This is a genomic window from Streptomyces sp. MNU89 (assembly GCF_020982505.1).
Classification (GTDB): Bacteria; Actinomycetota; Actinomycetes; order Streptomycetales; family Streptomycetaceae; genus Streptomyces; species Streptomyces xinghaiensis.
Genome location: NZ_JAJKLL010000001.1, coordinates 1626341 through 1640453, shown reverse-complemented (window position 1 = coordinate 1640453; position 14113 = coordinate 1626341). Strand labels below are relative to the sequence as shown.

At 74.2% G+C, this 14113-nt stretch carries 7 protein-coding genes and 2 pseudogenes; 5 read left to right on the top strand and 4 right to left on the bottom strand.

The window, feature by feature from the left end; all coding sequences use genetic code 11:
- Positions 1-6 precede the first annotated feature (6 nt).
- Positions 7-2292: an MMPL family transporter gene (locus E4N63_RS06965; protein ID WP_230240232.1), complete on the bottom strand. Its 2286-nt coding sequence runs from the start codon at positions 2290-2292 to the stop codon at positions 7-9.
- A 277-nt stretch (positions 2293-2569) separates the two neighbouring features.
- Between E4N63_RS06965 and E4N63_RS06960 the strand changes: the two genes are divergently transcribed.
- Together E4N63_RS06960 and E4N63_RS06955 are read left to right on the top strand one after the other, a co-directional pair.
- Complete coding sequence (locus tag E4N63_RS06960; RefSeq protein ID WP_125622535.1) at positions 2570-3181, top strand: TetR/AcrR family transcriptional regulator; 612 nt, start codon at positions 2570-2572, stop codon at positions 3179-3181.
- A 76-nt stretch (positions 3182-3257) separates the two neighbouring features.
- Positions 3258-3827: a DUF1707 and FHA domain-containing protein gene (locus E4N63_RS06955; RefSeq protein WP_230240231.1), complete on the top strand. Its 570-nt coding sequence runs from the start codon at positions 3258-3260 to the stop codon at positions 3825-3827.
- A gap of 17 nt (positions 3828-3844) precedes the next feature.
- Here E4N63_RS06955 and treY read toward each other — a convergent pair whose 3' ends face one another.
- A complete protein-coding gene (gene treY, locus E4N63_RS06950) occupies positions 3845-6427 on the bottom strand; it encodes a malto-oligosyltrehalose synthase (protein WP_230240230.1) in 2583 nt (860 codons plus the stop codon).
- Between the two features lie 220 nt (positions 6428-6647).
- Positions 6648-8883 (bottom strand): annotated as a pseudogene (glgX, locus tag E4N63_RS06945) (glycogen debranching protein GlgX).
- A gap of 359 nt (positions 8884-9242) precedes the next feature.
- On the opposite strand from glgX, the gene E4N63_RS06940 reads away from it, so the two are divergent.
- Positions 9243-10481: an SAV2148 family HEPN domain-containing protein gene (locus tag E4N63_RS06940; protein WP_039823468.1), complete on the top strand. Its 1239-nt coding sequence runs from the start codon at positions 9243-9245 to the stop codon at positions 10479-10481.
- Between the two features lie 142 nt (positions 10482-10623).
- Positions 10624-11394, top strand: coding sequence for an exonuclease domain-containing protein (locus E4N63_RS06935; protein WP_230240229.1), 771 nt, complete (start codon positions 10624-10626; stop codon positions 11392-11394).
- Between the two features lie 135 nt (positions 11395-11529).
- Here E4N63_RS06935 and E4N63_RS06930 read toward each other — a convergent pair whose 3' ends face one another.
- Positions 11530-12438, bottom strand: a complete 909-nt coding sequence (locus tag E4N63_RS06930; RefSeq protein ID WP_228430182.1) for an aminoglycoside phosphotransferase family protein — start codon at positions 12436-12438, stop codon at positions 11530-11532.
- 574 nt (positions 12439-13012) lie between these two features.
- On the opposite strand from E4N63_RS06930, the pseudogene erm reads away from it, so the two are divergent.
- Positions 13013-13933: pseudogene (gene erm / locus E4N63_RS06925) on the top strand (ErmE/ErmH/ErmO/ErmR family 23S rRNA (adenine(2058)-N(6))-methyltransferase); the annotation flags it as partial.
- Between the last annotated feature and the right edge of the window lie 180 nt (positions 13934-14113).

The following is a 14113-nucleotide window of genomic DNA, read 5'->3' as shown; positions in this document are numbered from 1 at the left end:
CGTCCGTCATGAGCGTGTCCCGGGCACCCGTCCGTCCTCGGGGTCGCGCTCGTGGGGCCGCCCGGCCGTGGCCCCGCCGTCGCGCCGCGGCCCGTCGCCCCGTGTGCCGTCACCGGCCGGGCCGCTCCCGGGCACGGCGGCCGTCCGGCCGCCCCCGGCCGCCGCCTCGCCGGGCAGCCGCGGCAGCAGCCGGAGCAGCGGGCGCGGCATCCACCAGGCGGCCCGGCCCAGCACCGCCATCACGGACGGGACGAGAACCAGCCGGACGAGGGTGGCGTCGATCGCGATGGCGACGGCCAGGCCGAAGCCGAAGAGATTGACGACCCGCTGGTCGTTGAGCTGGAAGCTGCCGAAGACCACGACCATGACGGACGCGGCGGCCGTGATGACCCGGGCGGTGGCGGCGATGCCGTCCCGGACGGATCCCCCGGTGTCCCCAGTGCGGAGGTACTCCTCGCGGACCCGGCTGAGCAGGAAGACCTCGTAGTCCATCGAGAGCCCGAAGAGCACCGCGAAGAGCATGATCGGGGCGAAGGACTCCACCGGCCCCGGCTCGGCCCCGAGCAGACCGGCGCCCCAGCCCCACTGGAAGACGGCGACCACGACGCCGTAGGCCGCCCCCACGGAGAGCAGGTTCATCACCGCGGCCTTCAACGGCACGACCAGGGAACGGAATTCGACCATCAGCAGCAGGAAGCTCAGTCCCACGACGAAGGTCATGAACCAGGCCATCTCCCGGCCGAGCCGGTCGGCGAGGTCGATGGCGGTGGCGGTGGAGCCGCCGACGTGCGCCTCGCCGCCCTCCGTGTCCGCCACGGCGCCGGGCAGCACGTCGTCCCGCAGCCGGTGCACCAGCTCCTCGGTGGACTCCTCGTCCGGGGAGCCCTCGGGGACGACGGTGTAGAGGGCGGTCGTCCCGCTCCCGTCGAGCCGCGGCGGGCGCACCTCGTCCACCCCTTCCGTGCCCGCCAGTTCGGTGCGGAGATCCGCGGCCCGCTGCTTCACCTCCGCCCGGGACCCGTCCTCGCCGAAGTCCGCGGTGACGACCAGGGGGCCCGTCCAGCCGGGGCCGAAGTCCTCCGCGACCAGTTCGTAGGCGCGGCGCTCGGTGGTGTCCTCGGGGGCCGATCCGCCGTCGGCCGTGCCGAGGCGCAGCGAGAACAGGGGGAGGGCCAGGGCGACGAGCGTGACGGCCGAGGCCAGCAGGTACGGCCAGGGGTGGCGCTGGACGTGGCCGGTCCAGCGGTGCCAGCCGCTCACCCGGCCGCTGCCGTGGTCGAAGCGGAGCCGCCGGACGCGGAACCGGTCCAGCCGGTGCCCGAAGACCGCCAGCAGCGCCGGCAGCAGCGTGACGGCGGCCAGCAGGGTGGCCGCCACCGTGAGGGCGCTGGCCAGGCCGAGCGCCGACACGAAGGGTATGCCGATCAGATAGAGGCTGAGGATGGCCACGATCACCGTGGCCCCCGCCACCAGCACCGACCGCCCGGCGGTGGCCAGTGCGAGCGGGATCGAGTCCGCGGGGGCGTGCCCGGCGTGCAGGGCCTCCCGGTGGCGGGTCACGACCAGCAGGGCGTAGTCGATGCCCACCCCGAGCCCGATCATGGCCGCGACCACGGGGCCGGAGGTGCCGATGGTGGTGAGACCGGCGGCCAGGTGGACGGCCGACAGCCCCAGGGCGAGCGCGAACAGCGCCGTCACCAGCGGCACGACCATGGCGAAGACCGAGCCGAAGGCCACCAGCAGCACCAGCACCGCCGCGGCCAGGCCGATCGCCTCGCTGCCGGACGGGCCGCTCTCGGCCTGGAGCACGGCACCGCCGAAATCGACCTGTGCGCCCGCGTCCCGTACCGGCGCGAACGCCTCCTGCGCGGCCTCCACCGACTCCTCGGGCACGTCCTTGGCGCGCCCCTCGAACTGCACGGTGGCCATCGCGGTGTGCCCGTCCGCCGAGACCATGGCCGGGCCCGGGCCGTACGGTGACCGCGCCGCCGCCACGTCCTCCGAGCCGCGTACCGCCGTGAGGGCGTCCGCGACGGCGGCCTTCACCTCCGGCGAGGACACGTCCCCGCCGCTGTGGATCACCACCTGCATCCCGTCCCCGGACATGTCCGGGTAGCGCTCGCGGAGGGTGTCGTAGGCGGCCTGGGAGTCGGAGTCGCTGAGCGTGAGGTCGTTGGAGAACTCTCCGCCCGCCGCGCGGGCGGAGAGGCCGGCGCCGGCCACCGCCAGCAGCCAGAGGGCGATCACCAGCCATCGGTGCCGCACCGAGAAACGAGCCAGGGCAGAGAGCAAGACGGCCTCCATGGGTCGGGGCGCGCGGGCCGGGCCCACTCCGGGCTCACTCCGCGACACGTGCCTTGACGCAAGGGTAGACACATGTCTACGCAGATGCCAAACATGCGTCTGAGGAGAGAAGCGGGGACCCGGCCGGGGTGGGGCGCGGCACGGGCCCGCAGGACCGGCGTTGCGCAAGGAGTGGGCCGCCGAGGAAGATCGGGGGCGAGCACGGCCGGCACGGGCCCCCGACCGCACCCGCCCCGGCGGCGCGACCGGCGCGACAGGAGGAACGATGACCGTACGGCCACCCGGATTCGGCAGCCCCAGGGCCGAGCGGCGGGAGAAGGCCCGGGATCTGGTGGTGGAGACGGCGCTGCGGCTGTTCTCCGAGCGCGGATACATCGGGGTCAGGGTCGAGGACATCGCCACCGAGGCGGGAATCTCCCGGGCCACCTTCTACAAGTACTTCTCCGAGCGCGAGGAGATCCTCGCCGAACTGTTCGCCCGGCTCCTCGGCCGCGAGCCCGTCCCCGTACCGCCGGGCGGCGCCGAACGCACGCTGGAGCGGGTGGAGGAACTGCTCGTCGCGACGGCGGAACGGATGCTGGGGGACGAGGTGCTGGCCCGCTTCGTCTACACCCTGCCCATCCGCCACGCCGCGCTGCTCGGCGAGGGCGCGCGGCCGCCGGTGCTCGACACGGTGGAGAGCATGCTCACCGAGGCGGCCGGCGCGGGCGTGCTCCGCGCCGACGTGCCCGCCCCGCTCCTCGCCGCCCATGTGGGACGGGCCTACGAGGCCGCCCTGCGCGACTGGGCGGAGCGGCGCTGCGAGGACGCCCCCGCCCAGGTGCGGCTGCTCCTCTCCCTGGCCTTCCACGGCATCGCCGCCCCGGACCGGGAGTGATCCCGCGGACGGCCGGTACGGTCCTGGTACACAGCGCACTGGACATGTCAGGGCCCGTGACCGGAGAATCGGGCCCGTGACGTCGTCCCACGAGCTCCAGCCCCGGCCGGGCCCGGTCCCGCGCGGTCCCGCCCGGGTGTCGGACGCCGACCGGGACCGGGCGATCAGCCGGCTCCGGGAAGGCGCCGCCGAGGGCCGGCTGTCCCAGGACACCTTCCTGCGCCGCATGGAACTCGCCCTCGCGGCCCGCGCCCAGGACGACCTGCGCGCCCTCACGGCGGACCTCCCCGACGAAAGCCGGTGGTCCCGGGCGGTGTTCGACTCGGTGGCGGCCGTCTCCTCCTTCACCGTGCGGCTGCGCCGGGCCTGGCAGACCGAGCGCCTGCCCCGGCTGCTGCTCCCGGAGCCGGGCCCCCGCCCGCTGCGGATCGGCCGGGAACCGACCAACGGACTGCGGCTCGGCGACGAGACCGTCTCCCGCTTCCACGCCGAACTGGTGTCGCACGGCGGGATCTGGATCCTGCGCGACCTGGGCTCCGCCAACGGCACCTGCGTCAACGGCCGCCGGGTGACGGACACGGCCGTCGTGCACCCCGGCGACCAGGTCGGCTTCGGCCGCCTGAGCTTCCGCCTCGCCTCCCGCTGACGGGCCCCGGCCGCCCCTCAGACGCGGACCAGCAGGGCCACCGGCCACCGTTCCAGCAGCTCGGCCAGGGCCGAGGAGCCCTCCGCCTCGGCCCCGGTCAGCCGGTCCCGCCAGCGTCCCGGGGGCAGCCGCAGCGCGGTGTCCCGCCAGCCGCCGGAGTGGTCCAGCAGCCGGGAGAGCCGGGTCACGACCGTGACCGCCCGGCCGGAGCGGCCGAAGGCCGCACAGTGCTCCGCCGCGGGACCTTCCGCCGCCAGCGGCTGGTACGAGCCCGCACGGCCGAACCAGTCCGGGTGCTCGCGGCGCAGCCGGAGGGCGGCGGCCGTGAGCCGCAGCTTCTCCTCCGACAGGCTCTGCGGCGGCCGCCCCTCGTCGAGTCCCGCGAGTTCCTCCGGGCGGGCCCGGAACGGCGGCCGGTTGTCCGGGTCGACCAGGGCCCTGAACTCCCGTTCGGTGCCCTGATAGATGTCGGGAACCCCCGGCATCGTCAGATGGACGAGAGCCGCGCCGAGGACGTTCGCGCGGGCGTGTGCGCCCAGCGCGCGGGCGAAGGCCACGGCCGCTGGATGCGGCGGCCCGCACGGGCCCGCCTCCGTGAACGCCCGTACGGCGTCCTCGTAGGCCGCGTCCGGCTCGGTCCAGGTGGTCCGCAGCCCCGCTTCCCGCGCGGCCTTGAGGACGGCCGGGACGAGCCGCTCCGCCGGCAGCGGCCCGGACAGGCCGTAGCCGAGCCCGAAAGCCGTCTGCCAGGCGGTCCAGGCCAGATGGGCGTCCGGCACCCCGGCGCCGCTCGCACGCGCCGTCTCCTTGGTCAGCCGCTCCACCAGCTCCGCCCACTCCAGGGGCGACTCCGAGAGCAGCGCGATCCGCGCCCGGACGTCCGCACTGCGCTTGGTGTCGTGCGTGGACAGCACGGTTCCCGTCTCCGGCCAGTCGCGCTGGAGCCGCGCGCAGAACGCGTGGAACTCCTCCGGGGAGACGCCCGGCCGGCCCGGCTCGCCGCCCACCTCCGCGGCCGACAGAAGCGGCGTGTACCGGTAGAAGGCGGTGTCCTCGGCCGACTTGGCGCGCAGCGCGGAGGAGGTCTGGGCGAAGCGCGCACAGAACTCCCGGTGGGCGGGGGAGTCACCGGCGGTGCCGAGCACCAGATCGCGCACCAGGTCCACCGCGCCGGCCTCCTCCGGTACGGCGAAGGCGGCACGCGCCCCCTCGGCGGCCTCGCGCAGCATCGCCGCGTCCCGCTCCGGCACGGCCTTCCCCGGGGCGGTGTAGGGGCGGTAGACCGGGACGCGCAGCAGGAGTTCGCGGATCGCGGTGCGCAGAGCCCAGGGGGCGTGGTCGGGCGGTACGGGCGCCGTCCCGCAGATCCGGACGGCCGTGCGGGTCAGCGCCGACACCTCGGCGGCCAGGTCGTGCTCCACCACCTCGTGCGCGGTCCGCGCGGCCGTCGCCTCCCACGCACCGCCCCGGTCGGCGGGGGCGCCGGTGAACTCCCGGTGCAGCGCGTCGAGTTCGCGGGCGCCCGCGGGGTCGGTGAACAGGCCGTCGGCCCGGCGCAGCGCGTCGTAGCCGGTGGTGCCGGCGACGGGCCAGCTCCCCGGCAGCTCCTCCTCGCCGGTCAGGATCTTCTCCACCACGGTCCAGCAGCCGCCGCCGGCGTCCCGGAGCCGCCGCAGATAGCCCTCCGGATCGGCCAGCCCGTCCGGGTGGTCGACGCGCAGGCCCTGGACGACACCGTCGCGCAGCAGCCGCAGCACCGTCGCATGGGTGGCGTCGAACACGGCCGGGTCCTGGACCCGCAACCCGATCAGTCCCGAAATGGTGAAGAACCGCCGGTAGTTCAGCTCCGTGCGGGCCAGCCGCCACCAGGCCGGCCGGTACCACTGGGCGGCCACCAGTTCGGGCAGCGGCAGCCGCTCCGTACCCGGCCGGACGGGGAACACGTGATCGAAGTAGCGCAGCACATACCCGGTGTCCTCCCCGGCAGCCGCCCCACTGCCCGCTCGGCCCTCCTCCCCGCCCTCCGCCTCGTCCTCCCGTTCGAGACGGAAGTGCCGCAGTTCCCGCTCCAGCCGGCCGCCGAGGACCGGCAGGAGTATCCGCCCCCGGTGCGCGCCGGGGGCGTTCGGGGCCCCGGCCTCCCAGTCGATGTCGAACCAGCGCGCGTACGGTGAGCCGGGGCCGTCCCGCAGCACGCTCCACAGCGCCCGGTTCAGCCGCTCCGGCACGGGGACGGCCATGTGGTTCGGCACGATGTCCAGGACGATGCCCAGTCCGTGGGCCCGCGCGGTGGCCGCCAGCCGCCTCAGCCCCGCCTCGCCGCCCAGCTCGGCCCGCACGGCGGAGTGGTCCACCACGTCGTAGCCGTGACCGGAGCCCGGCACGGCCTCCAGCACGGGCGACAGATGCAGATGGGAGACGCCGAGCGCGGCGAGGTGGGGCACGGCGGCCTCGGCCGCGGAGAAGGGGAAGTCCGGCTGGATCTGCAGCCGGTAGGTCGCGGTCGGTACGGCGCCGGGTATGGCGCCCGGTGTGGCGTTCCCGCCGTCCTGCGCTGCGGCGGACGGTTCCGGGGACGGCGCGAGCGGCTCGGAGGTCATGGGAAGGATGTACCCGGACGGACGCCTCCCGTGCCTGCTGAACGGCGCATCCGGGCCACCCCGGACCACCCCGTCCCGTTGCGCCGTCCGGGTGAGGGGAGGCGGCGGCGCGGATCTTCCGCGGCAGCGGGGCGGCGGGGAGACCGGGTCCGGCGGGTCTCCCGAGGGCGTGACCGGAGAGCCGGAGATCCCGAAGCCGGAGGTTCGGGAGCCGGAGGGCTCAGGCCGGGCGCTGGAGCACGGTCAGGCTGCGGTCGATCAGGGTGAGCCGGTCCCCGGCCTTGACCCTGCGCCCGCTGCCCGGCTCCACCCCGCGCGGGAGCGCCGTGTCGACGATGACCTGCCACTGCCGCCCGTGGTTGACGGGGACGGTGAAGTCGAGGGCCGTGTCCCCGGCGTTGAACAGCAGCAGGAAGGAGTCGTCCCGGATCCGCTCGCCGCGCGGGCCCGGCTCGGAGATCGCGCTGCCGTTGAGGAAGACGGTGAGGGACTTCGCGTGCGCCGCCTGCCAGTCCCGCTGGGTCATCTCCTCGCCGTCCGGGGTGAACCAGGCGATGTCGGAGAGCTCGTCGTGGGTGCCCTCGACCGGCCGGCCGTGGAAGAAGCGGCGCCGCCGGAACACGGGGTGGTCGCGTCGCAGCCACACCATCGAACGGGTGAACTCCAGCAGCTCCCGGTCGGTGCCCTCCTCGACGGGGCGCCGGCGCGGCCGCCGCGTTCCCCGCCCCGGCCGCGCCCGCCGCCGCGCCCGCCGCCCGTCCGGCCGCCGGCGGCCTCGTCCCCGGCCCCGCCCCGTCCCCGCCGTCGTGCGTGGGCCAGTGCACCCAGGCCAGCGCGTTGTCCTGGCAGTAGGCGTTGTTGTTGCCGTGCTGGGTGCGCCCGAACTCGTCACCGTGGCTGAGCATCGGGACGCCCTGGGAGAGCATCAGGGTGGCGATGAAGTTCCGCTGCTGCCGGGAGCGCAGGGCCAGCACCCCCGGGTCGTCGGTCGGCCCCTCCGCCCCGCAGTTCCAGGACCGGTTGTGCGACTCGCCGTCCCGGTTGCCCTCGCCATTGGCCTCGTTGTGCTTGCGGTCGTAACTGACCAGGTCGCGCAGGGTGAAACCGTCGTGGCAGGTGACGAAGTTGACCGAGGCGAGCGGCCGCCGGCCGTCGTCCTGGTAGAGGTCGGAGGAGCCGGTGAGGCGGGAGGCGAACTCCGCCAGGGTGCGCGGCTCGCCCCGCCACATATCGCGGACGGTGTCGCGGTACATGCCGTTCCACTCGGTCCACAGCGGCGGGAAGTTGCCGACCTGGTAGCCGCCCTCGCCGACGTCCCAGGGCTCGGCGATCAGTTTCACCTGGCTGACGACCGGGTCCTGCTGGACCAGGTCGAAGAACGAGGACAGCCGGTCCACCTCGTGGAACTGGCGGGCCAGGGTCGCGGCGAGATCGAAGCGGAAGCCGTCCACCCGCATCTCGGTCACCCAGTAGCGCAGCGAGTCCATGATCAGCTGAAGCACGTGCGGGCTGCGCATCAGCAGGGAGTTGCCGGTGCCCGTGGTGTCCATGTAGTAGGTCGGGTCCTCGGTCAGCCGGTAGTAGGAGGCGTTGTCCAGGCCGCGGAAGGACAGCGTCGGGCCCAGATGGTTGCCCTCGGCCGTGTGGTTGTAGACCACGTCGAGGATCACCTCGATCCCGGCCTGGTGGAGCGCCCGCACCGCCGACTTGAACTCCAGCACCTGCTGGCCCCGGTCGCCCCAGGAGGCGTAGGCGTTGTGCGGGGCGAAGAAACCGATGGTGTTGTAGCCCCAGTAGTTGGCGAGCCCGACATCGACCAGCCGGTGGTCGTGGACGAACTGATGTACGGGCATCAGTTCGAGGGCCGTCACCCCGAGCTCGGTCAGATGCTCGATGATCGCGGGGTGCGCCAGCCCGGCGTAGGTGCCGCGCATCTCCTCCGGCAGCGCCGGGTGCGTCATCGTCAGGCCCTTGACGTGGGCCTCGTAGAGCACGGTGCGGTGGTAGTCCGTGCGCGGCGGCCGGTCGTCGCCCCAGTCGAAGTAGGGGTTGATCACGACCGACGCCATCGTGTGCGGTGCCGAGTCGAGATCGTTCCGCTCGTGCGGCTTGCCGAAGTGGTAGCCGTAGACCGCCTCGTTCCAGTCGATGCTGCCGCTCATCGCCTTGGCATACGGATCGAGCAGAAGTTTGGCCGAGTTGCAGCGGTGGCCGCGGCCGGGATCGTACGGGCCGTGGACCCGGAAGCCGTACCGCTGACCCGGCATGATGCCCGGCAGATAGGCGTGCCGCACGAAGGCGTCGGACTCGCGGAGCTCCACCGCCGTCTCCGAACCGTCGTCGTGCAGCAGGCACAACTCGATTCTCCGTGCGGTTTCCGAGAAGACCGCGAAGTTGGTGCCGGCGCCGTCGTACGTCGCGCCGAGAGGATACGCCTGTCCGGGCCAGACCTGCATGATGTCGACTCTTCCACTCCTGATCCGGGCTCCGCGGGACGGGATGGCCCCGGCAGGACAGGAATCCTCGCCCAACCAGCGGCGCGCCGGGGCGCTTTCGTCAGATCTCTCGTGAAAAGGGAGCATCCTCCTACGGTTTCTCCTCATCCTCCGGCCGGGGCCTTCTGCTCCCTATGCTGTTTTACAGGGGAAAACCAGGACAGCTGGGCAAGTGGGGGCAATGACGCGCCGTTGTCCTCCGGGGATGGCGGTCCGTCATCGATCCCTCACGGTTCCCGCCGGGGTTCCGGGTGCACCGGCTCCCGCGCACGCAGTAGGCTCCGGTGATCGAAGACCCGGGGGCGGAAGGCGGTGCACAGGTGAGCTCGGGCGGGTTGGAGCTGCCACCTGGTGACAGTGGTCAGGACGGCGGCGCCACGGACGTCCCTCCCGGCGCGGTGTCCCTGGCCCGGCCGATGGAGATCGGTGCGGAGCTGGACTGGGGCCCCGACGCCTGGAACGAGGTGCGGACACGCGCCCGCCGGGCCGGACGGGCCTACATATGGCTGAATCTCGTCGAGCAGCGGCTGCGCGCGGTCGTCGCCGCGGTCCTCCGGCCGATCTACGAACCGGTGCACGGCGACGAGTGGGTGGTGGCCGCCGCCGGGCCCGCGGGGCACGAATGGGTGCAGCGCGCCGTCGCCGTCCGCGAGGTCAGCCGGCGGAAGGGCTATCTGCTCGACCCGGCCGACGACAACGTCCTCAGCTTTCTGACCCTGCCGCAGCTGCGCGAGCTGATGGTGCAGCACTGGCCGTGCTTCGAGCCCTATCTCGACGACCGCCGCGATCTCGAACTCGCCCTGGACGAGCTGGAGGTGGCGCGCAACGTCGTCTCCCGCAACCGGGCCCTGTCCGAGGCCGTCCTGGCGCAGGCCGAGCGGGCCTCCGCCCGGCTGCTCCGCATCCTCGGCACCGGGGCCGGCGCGCCGTCCTCCGACCGGCTGCCCGTCGACGCCGTGGAGGACCTGGTCGGCGACCGCTACGCGGACGTCGTCGGCGTCCACCCGGACCGGGTCCGGCTCCAGCGGCAGCTGCCCGCCGAGGACCTCTTCGGCGGTGCCCGCCGGCTCGACGGAATCGGCATCGGCCTCAACCTGCTGGTGCAGAACTACTCCGGGCGGCGGCTCGTCCGGCTCGCCGAGGCCGGATGCCGCACCCGGCTGCTCTTCCTCAACCCGGCCAGCAGCGCCGTGCGCCGCCGCGAGCGCGAACTCGGCCTGAAGAAGAACGAGCTGAGCCGCTCCGTCGAGATGAACATCCTCCACATGCGGCGGGTGCGGGCGAGGCTGCGGGACACCGGGGCCTTCCAGATCAACGTCTTCGACGAGACCCCGCGCTTCACCGCCTACCTCGTCAACGGCGACGGCTCGGACGGCCTGGCGGTGGTGCAGCCCTATCTGCGCCGCGCGCGGGGGATGGAGGCGCCCGTGTTCGTGCTGCGGGGCGGGCGGCGGCAGACGCTGCGGGAGGACGGCGGGAAGGAGCGGGAAGCGGGGCTTTTCGACACCTACCGCGAGGAGTTCGAGAGCGCGTGGGCCGACTCCCGGCCGGTGTCCTGAACTCCGGGCCGGCCGGGCCGGCGGCCGCGTCCCCGGCCGGCCCGCGGCCGGCGGTCCGGCACCCGGCGCCAACCAGCGCGCTGTCAGTGGCCGGTGGGAGAGTGGAGCCCATCGGGGGACGCACAACAGAAGGAGAGCCGTCATGGGGTGGCACCGGGAAGCGCTGATCGGGTTCGACCTGGAGACGACGGGCACCGACATCGAGACGGACCGCATCGTGACGGCCGCGCTCGCGGAGCTGACGCCGGACGGCCGGGCCGGTTCCGTACGGACCTGGCTGCTCGACCCGGGCATCCCGGTGCCCGGGGAGGCCGCCGCGATCCACGGCATCACCACCGAGCGCGCCGTGCGGGACGGCCTTCCGGCGGCCGCCGGCGTGGCGGAGATCGTGACAGCCGTCGCCGAAGTGCTGTGCTCCGGGCGGCCGTTGGCGGTCATGAACGCCCGCTACGACCTCTCCCTGCTGGACCGGGAGTGCCGGCGGCACGGCATCGCCCCGCTCGCGGCCCGGCTCGGCCGGGAACCGGGCCCGGTGATCGACCCTCTCGTCCTGGACAAGCACGTGGACCGCTACCGCAAGGGGAAGCGGACCCTGCAGGCCCTCTGCGAGCACTACGACATCCCGCTGACGGGGGCTCACGACGCCGGGGCGGACGCCTTCGCGGCCGCCGGTGTCGCCGCGTGCATCGGCCGGCGGCACGCCTCGGTCGGCTCACTGGAACCGGCGGCGCTCCACGACCTCCAGATACGGGCGGCGGCGGACCAGGCGGCCTCCTTCCAGCGCTATCTGCGCCGGACGTCCGATCCGCGGGCGTATGTGGAGCGGGCCTGGCCGCTGATCCCCGCCCAGCGGGAGCGCGTGGGCGGCCCGGTGCCGGGAGGCGGCGCCGAGGCCGGGGGCGCGGGGGGCTGACGCACCGGTCCGTCCGGCGCGTCGGGCCCGCCCGGCGTGCGGTGAGTACCGGTCCGGGCGGCCGAGCGGCCGGAGCCGTTCGGCTGTCCGGCGCGGTGATCACTGCCTGTCCGCCCGTCCGCCCGGCCGTCGCGGTCAGAACGGGTGCCAGCGGACCTCGGAGTCGCCGTCGCGCAGTGAGGCAACCCGGCGGCGGAACTCCGCCAGTGCCGCCGGGTTGCCCGGGGCGCTCTGGGCGACCCAGGCGCAGCTGGCCGTCTCCCGGGCGCCGCGCAGCAGGGCGCAGCCGTCCCACTCCCGCACATCCCAGCCGTAGCCGCGGGTGAAGGCCGTGTACTCCTCGGCCGGGAGGCCGTACCGGTCCCGGGAGAGGGCCATCACCACCAGGTCGTGCTCGCGCAGATCGTGGGAGAAGGTCTCCAGATCGACGAGCACGGGGCCGTCCGGGCCGATGTGGACATTGCGGGGGAGCGCGTCGCCGTGGATCGGGCCGGGTGTCAGCCGGGGCACCAGCCCGGCCGCGGTCTCCGCGAACCGGTCGCGGCGCTCCCGCAGATAAGCGGCGTCGGCCGGGTCGATCGCGTCACCGGCGAGACGCAGCCAGCGCTCGACGCCGCCCAGCAGTTCCCGGCGGGGCAGGGCGAAGGGGGGATCCGGCAGGGCGTGCACCATTTTCAGCAGTTCCGCGAGGTCGGCGGCGCGGGCCGGCCGGACGGCCGCCGGCAGCCGGTACCAGTACGTCACCGGGTGCCCGTCCACGAGTCGCGCCTCGGGCTCGGCGGGCCGCACGGAGGGCAGGTTCTGCTCGGCGAGCCAGTGGGCGATGCCCAGCTCGCGGCGGGCGCGGCCGAGCAGTTCGGGGCTGCGGCCGATCTTGACGACCGGGCCCTCGTCGCCGAGCGCCAGGACGGCGTTCTCGCCGAACGCGATCAGTGGCGCGTCGGCCGCCGCTCCGGGGTGCCCGGCGGCCGCCAGCACCTCCCGTGCCCGGTGCTCGCTGAACACGGCCGTCCCGGCTCCCGTTCCCGCTGCTGCCTCCGGCACTGTGGCCTCCGCTGATGGTGTCGTTGTGCGTTGTGCATCCGTGCGCTGTGTGCTGCGCGTTCCGCGGTCGTGCGGTCGTTCGACCGTGCGAGGACATTCTCCCAGCCCTGCCGGAGGGACCGGCTCCGCCGGGCACCGGGAGCGGAGGAAAAGAAGTTGTGGGCGAGCCGTGCCCCTGCCTACCGTTCCCGGTGCAGAAGACAACGGCGGCTTTCCGTGCCCGCGTCCACGCGCTTCCGCGCCTGGCGGCACGTCTCGAGAGGTGGTTCTCATGAGTATGGGTATCGGCGGCCCGACCACCCAGGGCCGCGCTGTTCCCGCCGCCGTCTGTACCGCGTTCCCGATGACGCGTCGGCCGCGACGCGGCCCCGGTGCCCCGACCGGCCCGGCGGCCTCCGTCTGCTGATCTCTTCCCCGGCAGTACCACCGCGGCACTTGCCGCGCGCCTGAACGACGCCCGCACGTCCGGCGTCCGCGCGCGCCGTGCCGCCGTCCTTCGCCGCCTGTTCCCTTTCTCCGGTCGGGGCCCCGTGCCGTCCGTCCCCCGAACCTTCCGGAGAAATGGACACCGGCCGTGGCCCGTGCATCCCGATCGCCCCACCCTGCCCGCTCGCGGGAGACCTCCCGCGCCCGCCCGCCGTACGGCACCCGTGCGGACCGCGACCCCGGCCGTGACCGTGATCGCAGCTCCGGCAGTCCCGGCAGCCCCGGCAGCCCCGACGGCGGCCGCAGTCCCGACCGCGCCCGGCGCGAGCTCTCGCAGAACTTCCTCGCCCGCCGGGCCGTCGCCGAGCGTGTCGCACGCCTGGCCCGGCCGGCCCCCGGCGGCCTGCTGCTGGAGGTCGGCGCCGGGCGCGGCGTCCTGACCGAGGCGCTGGCCCCGTACTGCGGGCGGCTGGTCGCCCACGAGATCGACCCCCGTCTGCTGCCGGCACTGCGCGACCGGTTCGGCGGCCCGCACCACGCCCATGTGCGGATCAGCGGCGGCGACTTCCTGGCAGCTCCCGTCCCCCGGGAGCCGTTCGCCCTCGCGGGGAACATCCCCTACTCCCGCACCGCGGGAATCGTGGACTGGGTGCTGCGAGCGCGCACGCTCACCTCGGCGACCTTCGTCACCCAGCTCGAGTACGCCCGCAAGCGGACGGGTGACTACGGACGCTGGAGCCTGCTGACCGTGCGGACCTGGCCCTGCCACGAGTGGCGGCTGCTCGGACGGATCTCCCGCCGGGAGTTCCGGCCGGTGCCCCGCGTGGATTCGGGCATCCTCCGGATCGAGCGGCGCGAGCGGCCCCTGCTGCCGTCCGCGGCCCTCGGCGACTACCACCGCATGGTGGATCTGGGTTTCTCCGGCGTGGGCGGATCGCTGTACGCGTCGCTGCGCCGGGCCCACCGGGCGGGGCCGCTCGACGCCGCGTTCCGTGCCGCGCGGCTGGACCGTTCCGTTGTCGTCGCGTATGTCACACCGGAGCAGTGGCTCACGGTCTTCCGCACGCTGCGGCCTGTGCGGCCCCGGCCTGCGCGCCCCCGGCCTGCCCGGGGGTGCCGTCCGGACGCTCCTCCTCGTCCGGACGGCCGTAATGATTAACCGATACGTCTCGTCTCGCGTAGTCTGTGCTCCGGGCCGCTCCCGGTCCGCGTGCAACGGCGGCCGCCGTCCCCGGCGTCGGCCCGTCCA

Coding starts and splice junctions, on each gene's coding strand:
- E4N63_RS06960 (WP_125622535.1), top strand. CDS start 2,570: ATGACCGTACGGCCACCCGGATTCGGCAGCCCCAGGGCCGAGCGGCGG.
- treY (WP_230240230.1), bottom strand. CDS start 6,427: ATGACCTCCGAGCCGCTCGCGCCGTCCCCGGAACCGTCCGCCGCAGCG.
- E4N63_RS06935 (WP_230240229.1), top strand. CDS start 10,624: ATGGGGTGGCACCGGGAAGCGCTGATCGGGTTCGACCTGGAGACGACG.